Annotated in this window: 14 protein-coding genes; 4 read left to right on the forward strand and 10 right to left on the reverse strand. The window is 34.6% G+C overall.

Annotated elements, in window-relative coordinates; all coding sequences use genetic code 11:
• The first annotated feature begins 234 nt into the window (after window positions 1–234).
• The 4 genes from plsY (at window position 235) to DMB91_RS05410 (ending at window position 3,446) form a co-directional block, all read left to right on the forward strand.
• Window positions 235–861: a glycerol-3-phosphate 1-O-acyltransferase PlsY gene (gene plsY / locus DMB91_RS05395; RefSeq protein WP_034905131.1), complete on the forward strand. Its 627-nt coding sequence runs from the start codon at window positions 235–237 to the stop codon at window positions 859–861.
• Window positions 846–1,163, forward strand: a complete 318-nt coding sequence (locus DMB91_RS05400) for a dihydroneopterin aldolase (protein WP_034905107.1) — start codon at window positions 846–848, stop codon at window positions 1,161–1,163. Before plsY ends, DMB91_RS05400 begins: the two co-directional genes overlap by 16 nt.
• 83 nt (window positions 1,164–1,246) lie before the next feature.
• A complete protein-coding gene (gene hsrA, locus DMB91_RS05405; RefSeq protein ID WP_034905105.1) occupies window positions 1,247–1,918 on the forward strand; it encodes a homeostatic response regulator transcription factor HsrA in 672 nt (223 codons plus the stop codon).
• 67 nt (window positions 1,919–1,985) lie between these two features.
• Window positions 1,986–3,446 carry a Ppx/GppA phosphatase family protein gene (locus tag DMB91_RS05410; protein WP_034905102.1) on the forward strand — a complete coding sequence of 487 codons (1,461 nt, stop codon included), beginning with the start codon at window positions 1,986–1,988 and terminating at the stop codon, window positions 3,444–3,446.
• Window positions 3,447–3,874: 428 nt separating this feature from the next.
• Here DMB91_RS05410 and DMB91_RS05415 read toward each other — a convergent pair whose 3' ends face one another.
• The 10 genes from DMB91_RS05415 to glmS all read right to left on the reverse strand — a co-directional run bounded on the left by DMB91_RS05415 (window position 3,875) and on the right by glmS (window position 15,939).
• Window positions 3,875–4,672 carry a hypothetical protein gene (locus DMB91_RS05415; protein ID WP_034905100.1) on the reverse strand — a complete coding sequence of 266 codons (798 nt, stop codon included), beginning with the start codon at window positions 4,670–4,672 and terminating at the stop codon, window positions 3,875–3,877.
• Window positions 4,672–4,983, reverse strand: coding sequence for a flagellar motor switch protein FliN (fliN, locus tag DMB91_RS05420; protein WP_034905094.1), 312 nt, complete (start codon window positions 4,981–4,983; stop codon window positions 4,672–4,674). The genes DMB91_RS05415 and fliN overlap by 1 nt, the downstream gene beginning before the upstream one ends.
• A complete protein-coding gene (locus tag DMB91_RS05425) occupies window positions 4,976–5,398 on the reverse strand; it encodes a hypothetical protein (protein ID WP_034905089.1) in 423 nt (140 codons plus the stop codon). The genes fliN and DMB91_RS05425 overlap by 8 nt, the downstream gene beginning before the upstream one ends.
• A gap of 72 nt (window positions 5,399–5,470) precedes the next feature.
• Window positions 5,471–6,214: a tryptophan synthase subunit alpha gene (trpA, locus tag DMB91_RS05430; RefSeq protein WP_034905086.1), complete on the reverse strand. Its 744-nt coding sequence runs from the start codon at window positions 6,212–6,214 to the stop codon at window positions 5,471–5,473.
• Entirely contained in the window at window positions 6,207–7,385 is a 1,179-nt protein-coding gene (gene trpB, locus DMB91_RS05435; protein WP_034905084.1) for a tryptophan synthase subunit beta, read from the reverse strand. Before trpB ends, trpA begins: the two co-directional genes overlap by 8 nt.
• Window positions 7,382–7,972 (reverse strand): phosphoribosylanthranilate isomerase, encoded by a 591-nt coding sequence (locus DMB91_RS05440; protein WP_034905080.1) that lies wholly within the window; start codon window positions 7,970–7,972, stop codon window positions 7,382–7,384. The genes trpB and DMB91_RS05440 overlap by 4 nt, the downstream gene beginning before the upstream one ends.
• Window positions 7,962–9,575 carry an anthranilate phosphoribosyltransferase gene (gene trpD / locus DMB91_RS05445; RefSeq protein WP_034905077.1) on the reverse strand — a complete coding sequence of 538 codons (1,614 nt, stop codon included), beginning with the start codon at window positions 9,573–9,575 and terminating at the stop codon, window positions 7,962–7,964. Before trpD ends, DMB91_RS05440 begins: the two co-directional genes overlap by 11 nt.
• A complete protein-coding gene (locus tag DMB91_RS05450; RefSeq protein ID WP_034905075.1) occupies window positions 9,575–10,816 on the reverse strand; it encodes an anthranilate synthase component I family protein in 1,242 nt (413 codons plus the stop codon). The genes trpD and DMB91_RS05450 overlap by 1 nt, the downstream gene beginning before the upstream one ends.
• Before the next feature lie 107 nt (window positions 10,817–10,923).
• Window positions 10,924–14,094, reverse strand: a complete 3,171-nt coding sequence (locus DMB91_RS05455; RefSeq protein ID WP_052043206.1) for a S8 family serine peptidase — start codon at window positions 14,092–14,094, stop codon at window positions 10,924–10,926.
• Between the two features lie 48 nt (window positions 14,095–14,142).
• The gene (gene glmS / locus DMB91_RS05460) at window positions 14,143–15,939 is read right to left on the reverse strand and encodes a glutamine--fructose-6-phosphate transaminase (isomerizing) (protein WP_034905073.1); all 1,797 of its coding nucleotides are present in this window, start codon (window positions 15,937–15,939) and stop codon (window positions 14,143–14,145) included.

Raw genomic sequence — 15,939 nt, forward strand, 5'->3', positions numbered from 1 at the left:
ATAAGGATAAAATTCATGCAAAAAAATACCCCTCTCTTTGCTTTTGGCTTAGCCGTAGCTGTTTTGATCTGCGTTGTGCCATTTTTTTATACTCATTTTATGCTTAAAATTATCTGCGGACTGGCTTCTGGACTTATTTTGCACGTTTGTGCGTTTAAAAAATTAGACTTTGATGATAGTGCTTTATATGTTTTTGTAGGCTTTTTCATCGTGCTTAACTTTGCTTTTGGTGATATAAGTTCAAATCAAGGGGCAAATTTACTCATTTATCTTAGCATATATCTTTTGGGCTCTATTCCTTTTGGACTGATCTTAGCCCTTGTTTTTGCAAAAGTAAATATCAAAAGCGAGGGGAGCAAAAGCATAGGTGCAACAAATGTCTTAAGAGTAGTTAAACAAACTGACCCAGCCCTAGCTAAAAAGCTTGCTATCGCAACTGTCGTTCTTGATTTTGCTAAGGCAGCGTGTCCGATTTTAATCGCTAAATTTATGGGAGCTGATGCAAATATGCTTTGGAGTATAGGTGTTTTTGCAGTGCTTGGGCATTGTTTTTCTATCTATCTTTTTTTAGACGGAGGCAAAGGTATAGCTACTGGGGCTGGGGTTATGGCTGTTTTGTTGCCACTTGAGCTTTTAGTGGCTTTGTTTGTTTGGTTTGCGGTTGGTAAAGTATTTAGAATTTCAAGTCTTGCCTCACTTGCCGGGGCATTAAGCTTTATCATCGCCTCTTTTGTGTTTCATTACGATATGCCTGAAATTCATACACATGCACCGATTCTTATCATTTGCTTTATTATCTTTTATAAACATATACCAAATATCAAAAGATTGATTTTCAAAGAAGAATGCAAAGTCATATAAAAATAAAACTTCAATTCAAATGCATCATTGGAATTTTGGATTTTGAGCGAGAAAAAAAGCAAAAAATTATCATTAAACTCAAGGCTAAGAGTAGTGATTTTTTAGATTATGCTTTGATTTGCAAATGGCTTAAAAAGACTTTCAAAGAAGAACGATTTAAGCTCTTAGAAGAAGCTTTAAGCTTTATAAATCTTCATTTAAAAGAACTTTATCCAAATTTAATATTTATAAAAATCAGCATTTATAAACCAAAGATTATAAAAAAAGCAAAATGCGGTGCTTACTTAAAGAAAAAATATTAATTTTTTTTTAAAGTTTTTTGAATATTTACTTAAATTGTGTTATCATTTACACTTAAGATTTTAAAAATTTAAGGATTAATCCAATGAGAATTTTAGTAATTGAAGACGACAATGCTTTAAACAAAAACCTCGTAGAAAATCTCAATCAATCAGGCTATCAAACTGATTCTTCAGAAAATTTCAAAGATGGCGAATACTTTATCGGTATTAGACATTATGATCTTGTGCTTTCAAGTTGGAACTTACCAGACGGCGAGGGTGCTGATCTTATCAATGTGGTAAAGCAAAAATCTCCTCACACTGCTGTTTTAATACTCTCTGCTAAAAATGACAAGCAAAATGAGATCAAAGCCCTTAAACTTGGTGCTGATGATTATATCAAAAAGCCGGCTGATTTTGATGTGCTTTTAGCTCGCATCGAGGCTCGTTTAAGAATGGGTGGAAGCAACGTCATTAAGATAGATGAGCTTACTATCGATCCAGATGAAGAAAAGATCACTTATAAAGGACAAGAAATAGAGCTTAAAGGCAAGCCTTTTGAAGTTCTCACACATCTTGCAAGACATTCTGATCAAATTGTCTCTAAAGAACAGCTCTTAGATGCGATTTGGGAAGAACCGGAGCTTGTTACTCCTAATGTTATCGAAGTTGCTATCAATCAAATTCGTCAAAAAATGGACAAACCTTTAAATATCTCAACCATAGAAACCGTAAGAAGACGCGGTTATCGCTTTTGTTTTCCTAAAAAATCATAAGCTATTTAAAGTTTGAGATAATGCAAAAACTCAACAATCAAACCCAAATTGCTTAGAGAGTTTTGTGATGGCAAAACGAACAGCTATAGTGGATTTGGGTTCTAATTCAGTGCGTCTTGTTATCTTTGAAAAAAGCTCTCGATACGCCTTTCATACTTTAGCTGAATACAAACGCAAAGTAAGACTTGGCGAGAATGCTTATAATAACGCTAAATTTTTACAAGCTCAAGCCATGCAAAGAACTCTAGAAACTTTAGAGTATTTTAAAGAAATGGTTTTAAAACACAAATGTAAAAAAATTCTCATTGTTGGAACCTCAGCCTTAAGAGATGCTCCAAACGGCAAGGATTTTATCAAGGAAGTAAAAACTAAACTTGGCTTAAATATACGCTGTATAGACGGCAAAACAGAATCTTACTTAGGCGGATTAGCGGCTTTAAATTTACTCTCAAACATAAAAAACGCCACAACCTTAGATATAGGCGGAGGCTCAAGCGAACTGTGTTTGATCAAAGATGGTAAAATTCAAGACTGTCTTTCTTTAGACCTTGGAACAGTGAGGCTTAAGGAACTATTTTATGATACAAACAAACTTGAAAAGCTTGACGCTTTTTTAGATGAGAGTTTAAAACTGATCCCAGAACATTTTAAAAACGACAAACTCATCGCTATAGGGGGAAGTTTAAGGGCGATTTCAAGTTCTATTATGGACAAAAACTCATATCCACTGAAAACCTTGCATGAGTTTAGCTATAAACTTGAAAATGAAAAAAAACACCTTGAGAGAATTTTAAATGCAAATATTGAGGATTTGTATGATTATGGTATCAAAAAAGATCGCTTTGATACGATCAAAGAAGGCACGTTGATCTTTACAAAAATTGCTACCAAACTTGGCACTAAAGAAGTGATCACAAGCGGGGTTGGGGTTCGAGAGGGCGTGTATTTAAATGATATTTTACCGCCTAACAAACGCTTTGCAAGCAATTTTAATCCAAGTGTAAGGTCCTTGCAAGATCGATTTTTAGGCAAGCAAAAAACCAAAATTCCTCATTATGTTTCTTTGCTCTTTGACGAGCTTTCAAATTTACACAATCTTGACGCACATTATAAAAGCACATTAATTCATGCTGCTAAGCTTTGCAATATAGGCTCATATTTGAATTTTTACTTTTCAAACGAGCATAGTTCATATTTTATACTTAATGCTTTAAATTATAATTTTTCTCATCAAGAAAAAGCACTCATTGCCATACTTATTCGCAGTGCTGGGCGAAAGATCGGTATTTATGCTGAGCCTTTTAAGGAGCTTTTGCCTCCATTTGAGATTATGACTTGGCTGAATTTTATGCTTGGTTATGCAAAAATCATCGCTTTAAATCACCCAAATGAAAGCAAACTTGAATTTACACTTCACAATAATAGCCTATATCTTTACAGCATTAAAAATCTCAATATCCCAAAAGATGAGCTTAAAAAACTCATCTTACCTCAGGACTTAGTTCTTGTTTTAAATCAAAAGCCTTGATCAAGACTTAGAATTTATTATGAAAATATAAGCTTATAGGTGTTTTGATAATTTTGATCTATCTTTTTCTCACTATCCATAAGAAAAGTCAGCTGCAACAAAGGCAAAAGAAGTATGCCCACTAGAAAAGCCATCAAAACTACCATTTTAGGATGCTGGGAAATTTTAGTTGAGTGTTTACCGTGTTTAAAAAGAGATACGAAGCCGTATTTTACTGCGTAAATCGAAGCAAGAATTAAAGTAGAGCCTAAAGCAAGTTATTTAAATCCCTCATAATCTTGTATCACAAGCATGTAAATAACCAAGCTTAAGGGTAAAAACTGCATCACATCGCCATAATTTTCAATCCAATACCCAGCCCTCATCGCCATAAGAAAGGCTTAGCATACAAGCAAAAGCTAGCACAAGCTTTCTTAATCGACATTTTTTCATTGTTTTTCCTTTTTTTTGATAAGATTTTGGATTTTTTGTTTGTTTTCCTCAAAAAAGCTATCAAAACTACGCTCTTTAGGTGTATGTTCAAGACTTTCTTCACTCTGTGCATCACTTGTTTGTAAAAGTAGGTTTGAAGCTCCTATGATTAAGGTATAGCGTTTATTATCATACTCAAGTATGACGAATTTATTATTTTTATCTAAAGGTCTTTGAAAGATAAGTTTGACTTCTTTTGAGTTGAAATTATTTTTGTATTCAAGTTTGCGTTTAATCCACCAAAGCACGATTAAAAGCAAAACAAGCACACTTAAAACGAGGATATAATTTGTAAAGTCAAAGCCTTCTAAGCTCGAGTTCTTAGGCTTTATGCTTTGGTTATTTTCATTTTTTAAGTTCAAAATGCTTGCCGTAGAGGTATTTAGTGAGCTTTGACTCACACCCTCAGGCAAAACTCTTACACGAAGTGAAATTTGATCTTTATCACTACTTGCATTCACGCTTGCGTTATTTTGCATTTCAAGCATGATAAGGGTTTGTTTATTTTGCGGGGTGATGAGAATTTGCTTGAGTAAATTTGACTTGAGTTCCCTTTTTTCTTCTTTTGCGACACTTAATCCATCAAGTGTGATAAGCACGAAATTCCCTTCTTTTTTCTGGACGAGCTTACCCTTATACGCACTATCAAAAACAAACATCAAATCAACCCTATCGCTTCTTTCATACACGTTAAAATCAACAAGTTTAGTAGCAAAAAGGGGCAAGGCAAAGCATAACAAGAGTAAAAATTTCATTATACTTCTTTTTTAAAGTATTGCAAAACGCTTTTAGAATCTAAAATTTCATTAATACGAATGGCAAGATTTTTTTCATATACCATCACTTCACCTTTACCAAAGATTCTTTTATTGATATAAAGTTCAACACTTTCTCCAGCTGGCTTTTCAAGATCAATAACAGAACCTACATCAAGCTTTAAAAGATCATTTACGCTCATATTTGTAGTGCCAAGTTCGCTGACAAAATCAACGGTTATATCTAAGATATCTTCGTATGATTCAAGTAAGCCGGCATGATCACCAAATTCATTTAATTTTTCACTCATATTTTTTATAACCCACTCTTAATAAAGCTCCGTTAAGATCAAAAGTTAAAGCTTTATCAAGCTTGAAATTTCCAAAATCAACTCTACCTAAATACTCAGGTATGCCAAGGACATAATCCCCGCCTTTTTCATTGAGTTTCATCTTTGCATAGCCTATGATTTCATTAGCACATTCTTTAGCCAAGTCGCAAAAATCACCCTCATGAAAAGTTACATTTTGCAAAAATACCAATCTAAAATGCTCAAAAACTTCTTTTGAGAAAAAAAGATAGAAGTTAAATTCCCCCTCGATCTCGCTTTTAAGCATAATAGCCGCACCATAAAGCTCACCTTCTATATGCTCCCTTTGAGTAAGTTTGCCTTTTAAAATCTCCTCAAAAAAATACTTTATAGAATCCTCGACAGCTATAAACATCTTTTCTCCTTTTTTAAGTATAAGTATAATTATAATAAATGAAAAATAAAAAAATAATTTATTCTTCGCTTTTTAAAAAATTTCATTTACTTTTTGCATAATGTTTGCGATTTTTTTCTCCTTAAAAGCCTCAACAACGCTTGTTCCGACTATAGCTCCATCGCAAATTTGCTTGATATTTTGCACATCTTTAGCATTTTTTATTCCAAAACCTATAAAAATAGGTAAAGTTGTATAAGCTCTTAGTTCTTTAACTAAATTTTTAAGCCTTGAAAATCCTACTTGCTTGCCCCCTGTTATGCCAAGACTAGCCACCACATACACAAAACCACTTGCCCTTGTGAGTATTTTTTGCATACGTTCTTTTGAAGTTGTAACGCTGATTAAAGGGATAAGCACAAGCCCTGTTTTTTCGCACTCCTTGAAAAGCTCTTCATTTTCCTCAAAAGGAAGTTCTGGCACAATGAGCCCTTTAATACCGACTTTTTTACTCTCCTTAACAAATTTTTTTATGCCATAAGAAAAGATTAAGTTATAATACACCAAAAAAACTATAGGCTTTTTGGTTTTTATTTGGGCTAAGGTTTTAAAAACCTCATGTATATTTATGCCCTCATTTAAGGCTTGTAAAGCCGCCTCGCTGATCACTTTGCCATCAGCTATAGGATCAGAATAGGCTATTCCAAGTTCTAAAATATCGATCTTGCTTACATCAAGCCTTTGCAAAAAAGCCTTAGTTGTGGCTAAATTTGGATAGCCAAAGACACTAAAAGCTATATTTGCCTTTTCTTTGTAAAAATGCTTAAAATCAACCATAAATTTTTCCTTTTTTATAGCCTAGTATAGTGTGCATATCTTTATCGCCTCTGCCTGAAACATTGACTACTATAACACTTTTTTTCTTTAAATTTAAACAAAGCTTTTCAAGATAAGCTAAAGCATGAGCGCTTTCAACAGCAGGGATAATGCCTTCTTTTTGACATAAAAGTTTTAAGGCGCTAATACATTCATCATCGCTTATGGCATAGTATTTGACGCGTTTAAGCTTTTGCAAATACGCATGCACTGGACCCACGCCCGGATAATCAAGCCCAGCTGATATGCTATGAACAGGCAAGATATTGCCAAATTCATCTTGTAAAACTTTAGTTTTCATGCCATGAATTATGCCGTCTCTACCCTTTGTTAAAGTGGCTGCATGATAAGGCGTATCAGTGCCTAAACCTGCTGCTTCTATACCAATAAGCTTGGTGTGCTTATCCTTTAAAAAGCCTTGAAAAATTCCAATGGCATTTGATCCACCACCCACACAAGCAATGACATAATCAGCCTTTTTACCAAGCTTTTGAAGCTGTTTTTTACACTCCTTACCAATCACACTTTGAAAATGAGCTACGATTTGAGGATAAGGATAAGGACCAACCACGCTTCCTATGATATAAAAGCTTTTTTCTATCTCATTGATCCACGCTTGAATGGCTGTTGTAGTGGCTTCTTTAAGTGTTTTTAAGCCGGTATGAATTTCTCTTACCTTAGCACCTAAGAGTTTAATTTTTTGGACATTTAAAGCTTGTCTTTGTGCATCAGTTGCTCCCATAAACACTTCACATTCTAAGCCCAAAAGTGCTGCAGCTGTGGCTGTGGCTAAGCCGTGCTGTCCAGCTCCAGTTTCCGCAATGATCTTTTTCTTTCCCATTTTTTTGGCTAAAAGAGCTTGAGAAAGGGCATTATTGATCTTGTGTGAGCCGGTGTGATTTAAATCTTCTCTTTTAAGATAAATTTCATGCCCATAATATAAACTTAAATTTTCTGCCTTATAAAGTGGAGATTTACGCCCTACATAGTCTTTTAACAAGGATTTGAGTTCTTTTTTAAATTCCTTTGTAAAAGCTATGGTTTTAAAAGCATGTTCAAGCTCAATAAGAGCAAACATAGCCGTTTCTGGCACGAAAGCTCCGCCAAAATCCCCATAATAACTTTTCTTCATCGTCCTACCTTTTTTAAAAGCTCTTTGATCAAAGTGCTATCTTTTAAACCTAAAGCATTTTCAACCCTTGAGTTTATATCGATGATCTTAGGTTTAAATTTACAAGCTTGTTCTATATTATCAAGTCCTATACCACCAGCTAATGCAAAGTCTTTTGGGTAATTCTGAAGCAAATTCCAATTAAAACTTGTGCCATTACCACCTTTAAACTTGCCTTTGGTATCAAAAAGCACTAAATCAGCATTGATATTTTCGTCATATTCAAGCTTTTCATCTACACTTATAACTTGCCAAAGCTCAAGTCCTAAGGCTTTAATTTGAGTATATAAGTCCTTGCTTATTGTTTTATAACATTGAATGACATTTAAAAAACTTGCATGTTCAAGTATAAAATCATCACTCTCATCAACAAAAACCCCAACAGCTTTTTTTTCAGAATTTTTAATGATAAGGCTAAGCTCTTGAGCTAAATCAAGACTAACTTGTCTTGGGCTTTTTGCAAAGATAAGCCCCATATAATCAATATTTAAGCTAGCGATTTGCTTGCAATTTTGCCTTTCTTTAATCCCACAAATTTTAATTTTCATGCAAGATTCTTAATTGTTCTTGATATGAGTGAAAAAATTCAATCACTCTACCAGAATAAATAGCCTCAAGCACTATATCCTTAGCCTGCATAGGATTTTCAACCTTGCACGCTGTATAAAAAGCAAACATAGCATTAAGCACAACTATATCAAATTTTGCTCCCTTAATCTTACCGCTTAGAGTATCTAGCAAAATCTTAGCATTAAAGCTTGCATCAGCTCCTATTATATCGCTGTGAAAAGCTCTTTTAAAGCCAAATTGTTCTGGGCTTACTTCATAGTATAAAATTTCTCCATCTTTAAGCTCATATACGCTAGTGTCCGCACAAATACTTATCTCGTCCATTCCGTCCTTACCACGTACCACAAGGGCATGTTTTCGTCCAAGTGCTCTTAAAACCTCAGCTAAAAGCTTATGCACAGGCTCGTGATAATTGCCTACGAGTTGATACTTAAGCTTTAGATTTGGATGAAGCAAGGGTCCTAAGACATTAAACACGGTTTTTACCCCAAGTTTTTGTCTGACCTCTTTTACTTCTCCAACTAAGGAGTGAAAATAAGGAGCATGAAAAAAGGCAAGATGAAGCTCATCAAGCACCTTTTTTTGTTTGCTTATACTCTCAAATGTGCTAATTTTTAGAGCTTCAAGCACATCAGAGCTTCCACTTGAGCTTGAAATGGCTTTGTTTCCATGCTTTGCTACCTTTACGCCAAGTGCGCCTAAGATAAAAGCCGTTGTGGTAGAGACATTGATACTTTTAAAGCCATCGCCTCCAGTGCCTACTATATCGATCATCTCACTTTCATCGCTAAAGGTTTGTGAGTATTTTAAGATATTACGCACTAAAGCACTTAGGGATTCTTCATTCAAAGACTTTTCAGTGATTAAGATGAGCAAGGCAGCAAGCTGTATAGGTTCATATTCTTCTGAAGCGATGATTTTACAAATTTTTTCAAAATCAAGACTTGTAAGGGAAATATTTTCTTGAAGTTTATTGATAAAATGTGTAAGTTTTGGTTTTTCTTCAGGCTTTTTTTCAACTTTTAATTCTAAGAAATTCTTAAAAATCTTCAGCCCATACTCGCTAAAATAACTCTCTGGGTGAAACTGCACGCCAAAATAAGGCAAGCTCTTATGCCTCATCGCCATTAAAATTCCATCTTCAGTATAAGCAAGAGCCTCTAAACATTCAGGTAAATCCTCAACCACTAAAGAATGATAACGCATGACTTCAAAACTTAAGGGCATATCTTTTAAAATACAATCTTGAACCTTAAGCTCAAGCTTTGAAGTGCTACCATGTGCAACTTGATTAAGCCTTGAAATCGTGGCATTAAAAGCAAGTCCTAAAGCTTGATGTCCTAAACAAACGCCTAGTATAGGTATATCTAAGCCACTTTTAAAAAGTTCTAAGCTTATTCCGCTATCTTTTGGGTGTTTTGGTCCTGGGCTTATGACTATAAAATCTGGCTTTAAAGTCTTAATTTCAGCCAAGCTAATCATATCATTTCGCACTACTTTTACTTCGCCATCATAAAGCTGAGTGAGCATGGTTTTGACATTAAACACAAAAGAATCGTAATTATCAATCAACAAAATCATCATTTATCCCTTAAAGCTTCAAAGCTTTTAATGAGGCTTTGTCTTTTAGCTTTTATTTCAGCGTATTCTTTTTCAGCCTCACTTTTCATCACCACTCCACCCCCACTCGCGATAAAAGCCTTTTTTTGAGTAAAAAAAGCTGAACGTATGATAATGGCTAGGCATACATTTTCATTAAAATTTAAAAAACCAATAGCCCCGCCATAAACGCCTCTATTGAGCCCTTCAAGCTGAGCTATAAGCTCTAAAGCCCTAATCTTTGGAGCTCCACTCAAGGTGCCTGCTGGAAAGATAGCTCCTATAGCATCAAAAATACTTGCTTCATCTTTTAAAAAAGCATACACACTTGAAACTATATGCATGACGTATTGATAATTTACCAGCTCAAAGACATTTTCAACCCGAGTTTTCGTGCCAAATTTAGAAATATCATTACGCGCAAGATCAACAAGCATTCTATGCTCGCATAATTCTTTTTCATCGCTCAATAAATCTTTAGCTAAAGCTTCTTTATCGCTTGTTTCATTTAAGGTTCTTGTGCCTGCTATAGGAGCGATGAAAATTTCTTTATTTTTTATACTTAAAACAAGTTCAGGTGAAGAACCAACTACAACGCCGTATTTACTTGGAAAATGAAACATATAAGGGCTTGGGTTTTGCTTTGCAAGCTCACTATAAAAGCTAAGGCTATCAACATTGCTTTGTATGCAAAGTTGTTTTGAAAGCACAACTTGGAAGATGTCCCCGCTTGCAAGGTATTCTTTAGCCTTTTGTATCATAGCGATAAAATCAGCTTTTTCAGCTTCTAAATCGTTTTCTATCTTAAAATCAAACTTACAAGCTTCATCTTGAAGCTCTTCATCTTTTAAACACTCAAAATACTTTTTATCTCCGTATTCAAAATAAAGCTTAGAATGTTTTTCATACACCAAATACGCCCTTGCATTAGCAAATAAAAATAAAGGAAAATCATAATTTTTCAGCTTAGGCGTATCAATTTTTTCAAAAAAAGTATAAAAATCAGCTGCTAAAACCCCAAAAAAACCAGCATATTCGCACAAAGGCTTTTTAGCACTTTCTTGATAAAACTCAAATTTAAGCTGACTTAAGTCCATATCTTTAGCATCTAAAAAAAGAGGATCAATGCCAATAATAACTTTATTATTATCTTCAGCAAAATAAGAATACTCATAATGCTTTAAAAGTTGTTTATAATACACAAGTGGCGAGCATGAAAGCATAAAAAACCTTTGATTATTTTCTTAATAAAAGTTTAAGATAATAAGGCTAAAATTTGGCTGAATTTAGCTTTAAAAGCATTGTAAAATCAAGAAACAAAGCTAAGAATTTAAAATTGATATTGTGCTTTTATATTAAAATTGATATTGTTTGAGTTTTTACTTATTTCATCATCAAAACCGAGCAAAAAAGAAGTTTTATCTGTGCCAAGACGCACATTTGCTCCTATGCGGATAAGGCTTTTATCCATTTTGTGTTTAAGATTAAAATTTAATCCTGTAAAATCGTGAAAAGAAGCACTATTTTTAAGCACATTGCCTAGCAATCTTTGTTCATAAAATGCAAAAAGATTAAAACCAGAACTTAAACTTGAATAATACGCATCGCTTAATGTGTAAGATAAATTTGTCCCCATACTCATGCTAAGGCTATGATAGTTTTTATTTTCATGATTTACACCAAGCAAGGCTTTGTTTTCTTTGATCTCACCTTGATGCGTAAAGACATAAGCACCATAAATCATAGGAGAGAGTTTTAATTTAGAATCAATCAAGGCGAAAGAAAGCTTTTCATCTAAAAGCAAATCCTTGCTTATACCTGCGTGAAAAGAGCTTAAAAGGTTGTTGTAGCTTGCTTTTGGGCGAGAGTCTTGGTTGTAAATATTTCTTCGAAGTTGATTTCGAGCAAAACCCAAAGATACGCCACTCACGACGCTTATAAAATCAAGATCAGATTTGAAAGTAAAACCCGTTGAAAGAAGATGAGCTTTTATATATGAGTTTTCAAAATCGCTGTAATTATACGCATAGTTTAAAAATCCGGCTAAAAAAGTTCTCTCATCAACACGTTTTAAAGCTTCTAATTTTGAACCCACACCATACCCATCATAAAACTCTCCATCAACATAAGTATAACTTGGATTGAAACTAATTTGCTCGCTATTTTCTTGCAAGAGCAAGAGTATATTTTCAAAGCCTAGTCTTTCTTGAATTTTTCTTATCCTTGCTGTATTTTTAAGATGATCGTTATTATCTATACTTTGTAAGGTTTTTACATAGTCATTATTTGTCATAGCATTAAGCTCACCAAAAAACCGAGTATAAGAATTTGATAAATTCGCTGACATAGCTATAGCCCTTAAAATCCTTGCTAAACTTGCATTAGAGCCTTCATAATTAGCATATATATTAGGTTTAGTTCTAGCATTTAAAACCAACTTATCAGGTGAAAGAGTAAAATCAAATACTGAAGAATTAGCTACACTTACGTTAAACCAAGATAAAGAATTTTTTAAATCACCCAAATCTAAAACAATATTTTGTGTATTAGGTGAAATTTGAGCAATTATAGGTGCATAAACCAAAGAAGCCCCTTGAGCTATACTATAATGATTAGCTTTAAGTAAGGAATTCCCACTTGTATTAAAACTTAGTCTTAAAGTAGCTGAACTTGTTTGAGTATAAGCACCCTTTACTTCAAGCACTGCTAAACTATTGCCTCCTATATCAAGCATGCCATTATTTTGTAAATTTTGATTTAAAATCACACTACTTGTGCTTGGCACAGCCTTAGAAAATACACTTGCAAGTTTTTTAATGCCTGTGTTTAAATTACTTCTTTCACCCGCAAATAAGGTTCCATCTTGTTCTATAAAAACTGAACTTTGAAGACTTCCTCCTAAACCATCACTTCTTTTATATAAAGCAAGAATACCTTCACGCACTATGGTATCGCCTTCATAAGAATTTGCTCCACTTAAGATAAGCGAGCCTTGTCCTTCTTTGATCAAGCCCACTTCAGTGATGGTTTGCATTTGTGCTGCAGGGCTGTTAAGAGCTGAACTTAAATGTAAAGTTGTATCCCAAGTTCTTTGGCTGATATCATTGCTAAATTCAGCTGTGTGTCCTTGAGTATCAAGGGTATAAAAGGCTTGTTCTTTACTATCGTGCGTTTGAATGTCTTTTAAATTCAAGCGATTTGCATCAAGTATGCTTAAACCTTGCAAAGCCTTTTGAGCGTCTAGTATGCCTTGTCCGAAAATTTCTTCTTTGCTTACTTGCTGGGTTATTTGAGTAGTATTTAAATTGGCCATTATATAATCTACATAATCTTGTTCTACACCATTTATGTTAATTTTATAGCCACTATATAAAGCACTTACATCAGCTCTTTTTTGAGTATCATTTGTTGGTGCGGCTTGATCTATATACACTAGAGTATAAGTTGTTTTAACATTTGCACCACTGCCTTCATCAATGCTTTTAATAACCATTTTAGGAGCTTGATAGTCTTTGTTTGCCGTGCTTAAAAGCACATCTGCAATTTGTGTGCCATTTAAAAAAGGAAATTTTTCTTGCACCAAAGCAGCTACGCCACTGACTAAAGGTGCAGCCATGGAAGTGCCTTGCTTCAAAGTATAGCCATTATTTGTATTTGCATCAACTGAATTAATCTTTACCCCAGCTGCTGTGAGGGAAAAATTTACAGCTCCCTTAAAACCATTGCTAAAGTCAGCTACACCCTTGCCATCGATAATAAGCTTACCATCAGCTTGTCTAGTAATATACTCACTATCAAGCGCACCCACCGCCAGCCAAGATCGAATACTCTCATCATATCTTGGCAAAACAGATTGTATGGTTGGCGATAAAACACCTTCATTGCCAGCTGCAAATATGCTTAAAAGATTTCTTTCTTGAGCAAGTTTATACAGCCCACTTGTGTGAGCTAAAGGATTTGTAAGTTCTTTCATAACATAACTTGCATCATCTATCATACTTGTGTTTTGAACTAAGTTGTTATTTAGATCATACTCAAGCCCCACAACAGGGTATATGTTAGAGCCCCAGCTATTATTTACGATCTTTACTTCACTTTTATTTTTAAGTATATTGTAAATATCGGGCAAGTTTGTATGTGTGTTATCACCAAAAATGCCAATACCATAAAAACTTGCATTATATGCTACTCCGTAAGGCTCACTTCCTCTAAGTCTTGAACCAAGTGCTATACCAGCGACATGACTGCCGTGAGTATCAATTAAAAAATTTGGAGTATAACTTTGCCCATTTTGATCGCTAGGATAAGCCACAGAACCTAAAATTCTATCTTTAAGGCTTTGATGAGTAATATTAAAAGCATCATCAAGTATGCTTATATGAACGCCATTTCCTGCAACGCCACTTTGATGAACCTCATTAACATTATGAAGCTCAAAAGGACTTAAAGCAAAAAGCTTTGATACAAAAAGAAAAATCCAAGCCCTTTTAAACAAGCACATTTTAACTCCACTTCAGGCTTTTATAACAATACAAAATAATGTTGCAAATTACTCCACAGTAACTGATTTGGCTAGATTTCTTGGCATATCTACATCATTGCCTAGACGCACAGAAATTTCAAGAGCTAAAAGCTGAGTAATAAGCATCATCTCAAAAAACTCGCACATATAATGCTCTTGCTCTGAAGTTTTGATAAAATCATCACTTAAGTCGAACTCAAACGGAGAGATACAAAGTAAGGTAGAATCCCTTGCTATAAGCTCTTCAACATTTGACTTTGTCTTATCATAAAGCATATTTTTTGGCATTAAGGCTATGGTATAAAGTTTAGCATCAGCTAAGGCTATAGGACCATGCTTCATCTCTCCACTTGGATAGCCCTCAGCGTGTAGGTAACTAAGCTCTTTAAGTTTTAAAGCCCCTTCTAAAGCTAAAGGATAAAATACATCGCGTCCTATATAAAAAAAGCCATGTCCATCTAGGTAACGTTTGCTAAGGCGGTGAATTTTTTCATGAAGCTTGCTATGAACCATAACCATGCTTGGAGTGTGTAAAAGTGCTTTTATGTCTTTGCTGATATTTAAATTCTTTTTTTGGGCTATATATAAAACGATGAGCCACAAGGTAAGCACTTGAGAAGCAAAAGCCTTAGTGCTTGCTACGCCTTTTTCCATACCAGCTCTTGTTAAAATGCTTAAGTGTGCAAGACGAACTATACTTGAATTATCCACATTACAAATCGCAAAGCTTTTTGCCCCTTTTTCTTTGGCGATTTTTAAAGCTTCAAGCGTATCAGCTGTTTCTCCACTTTGAGAGATGACGATGAAAAGTGAATTTGGCTTAATAATACCTTCTTTATAGCGAAACTCGCTGGCTATTTCAACCCTAGCTCTGATTTTTGCTACTCTTTCAAACAAATAACTTGCCACTAAAGCGGCATGATAGCTTGTGCCACACGCACATAAAGTGATCTCATCAAAAGCTGTTAAGTCCTCATTTTCAAGCTCATCAAAGACTATGCTTTCACCCTCAATACGTCCCATTAAAACCTCGCTTAAAACACGACTTTGCTCATAAATTTCTTTTTCCATGAAAAAGCGAAAGCCGTCTTTTTTGGCGTAGGATTTATCTTGAGAAAGTTTATTAAATTGTAAGTTCTTAAGTGTGCCGTTTTCATACACTTCAAGCGAAGTTAAACTCGCTTTGCCATAACTTGAATCTTCAAGATACACAACCTCATCAACATGCCCTATTAAAGCTGCATCGCCTGAAGCAAAATAAAGTTCATTTGAGGTATTTTTACCGATGATCAAGGGTGCAGCATTTTTAGCAAAATATATACAATCTGGGCTTTTTTTACTCACTAAAAGTATAGCAAAAGCCCCTTTTAGCTCTTTTATAGTCAGTTTAAACGATTCAAAAGGCTCATTTGTGCTTGCATAAAATTCAAACAAAGCCACGATCACTTCAGTGTCTGTTTGGCTTAAAAAGCTTACACCCTTACTTTCAAGCTTATCTTTAAGCTCTTTGTAATTTTCTATAATACCATTGTGAATGACGCAGGAGTATTGCCCTAGATGAGGGTGAGCATTGATCTCTGTTGGCTTACCATGTGTTGCCCAACGTGTATGTCCTATGGCTACGCCTAAGCCCTCGCTTGTGAAGTTTTTGCATTTATTGCTTAAATTTTCAAGCTTGCCAACAGCTTTGAAAAAATCAAGTTCGCCGTTTCTCATCACTGCAAGTCCAGCACTGTCATAACCTCTATACTCTAGCTCTTTTAAACCGCTAATGATGAGTTCTTTTTTTTCTTTGTTGCCTATGTAGCCTACTATTCCACACAT

It is taken from the genome of Campylobacter sp. MIT 97-5078 (genome assembly GCF_006864455.1).
Taxonomy (GTDB): Bacteria; Campylobacterota; Campylobacteria; order Campylobacterales; family Campylobacteraceae; genus Campylobacter_D.

Bases quoted from the DNA above. Each gene is read 5' to 3' on its own strand.
- DMB91_RS05400 (WP_034905107.1), top strand. From the start codon at position 846: ATGCAAAGTCATATAAAAATAAAACTTCAATTCAAATGCATCATTGGA.
- hsrA (WP_034905105.1), top strand. From the start codon at position 1,247: ATGAGAATTTTAGTAATTGAAGACGACAATGCTTTAAACAAAAACCTC.
- DMB91_RS05410 (WP_034905102.1), top strand. From the start codon at position 1,986: ATGGCAAAACGAACAGCTATAGTGGATTTGGGTTCTAATTCAGTGCGT.
- DMB91_RS05415 (WP_034905100.1), bottom strand. From the start codon at position 4,672: ATGAAATTTTTACTCTTGTTATGCTTTGCCTTGCCCCTTTTTGCTACT.
- fliN (WP_034905094.1), bottom strand. From the start codon at position 4,983: ATGAGTGAAAAATTAAATGAATTTGGTGATCATGCCGGCTTACTTGAA.
- DMB91_RS05425 (WP_034905089.1), bottom strand. From the start codon at position 5,398: ATGTTTATAGCTGTCGAGGATTCTATAAAGTATTTTTTTGAGGAGATT.
- trpA (WP_034905086.1), bottom strand. From the start codon at position 6,214: ATGGTTGATTTTAAGCATTTTTACAAAGAAAAGGCAAATATAGCTTTT.
- trpB (WP_034905084.1), bottom strand. From the start codon at position 7,385: ATGAAGAAAAGTTATTATGGGGATTTTGGCGGAGCTTTCGTGCCAGAA.
- DMB91_RS05440 (WP_034905080.1), bottom strand. From the start codon at position 7,972: ATGAAAATTAAAATTTGTGGGATTAAAGAAAGGCAAAATTGCAAGCAA.
- trpD (WP_034905077.1), bottom strand. From the start codon at position 9,575: ATGATTTTGTTGATTGATAATTACGATTCTTTTGTGTTTAATGTCAAA.
- DMB91_RS05450 (WP_034905075.1), bottom strand. From the start codon at position 10,816: ATGCTTTCATGCTCGCCACTTGTGTATTATAAACAACTTTTAAAGCAT.
- DMB91_RS05455 (WP_052043206.1), bottom strand. From the start codon at position 14,094: ATGTGCTTGTTTAAAAGGGCTTGGATTTTTCTTTTTGTATCAAAGCTT.
- glmS (WP_034905073.1), bottom strand. From the start codon at position 15,939: ATGTGTGGAATAGTAGGCTACATAGGCAACAAAGAAAAAAAAGAACTC.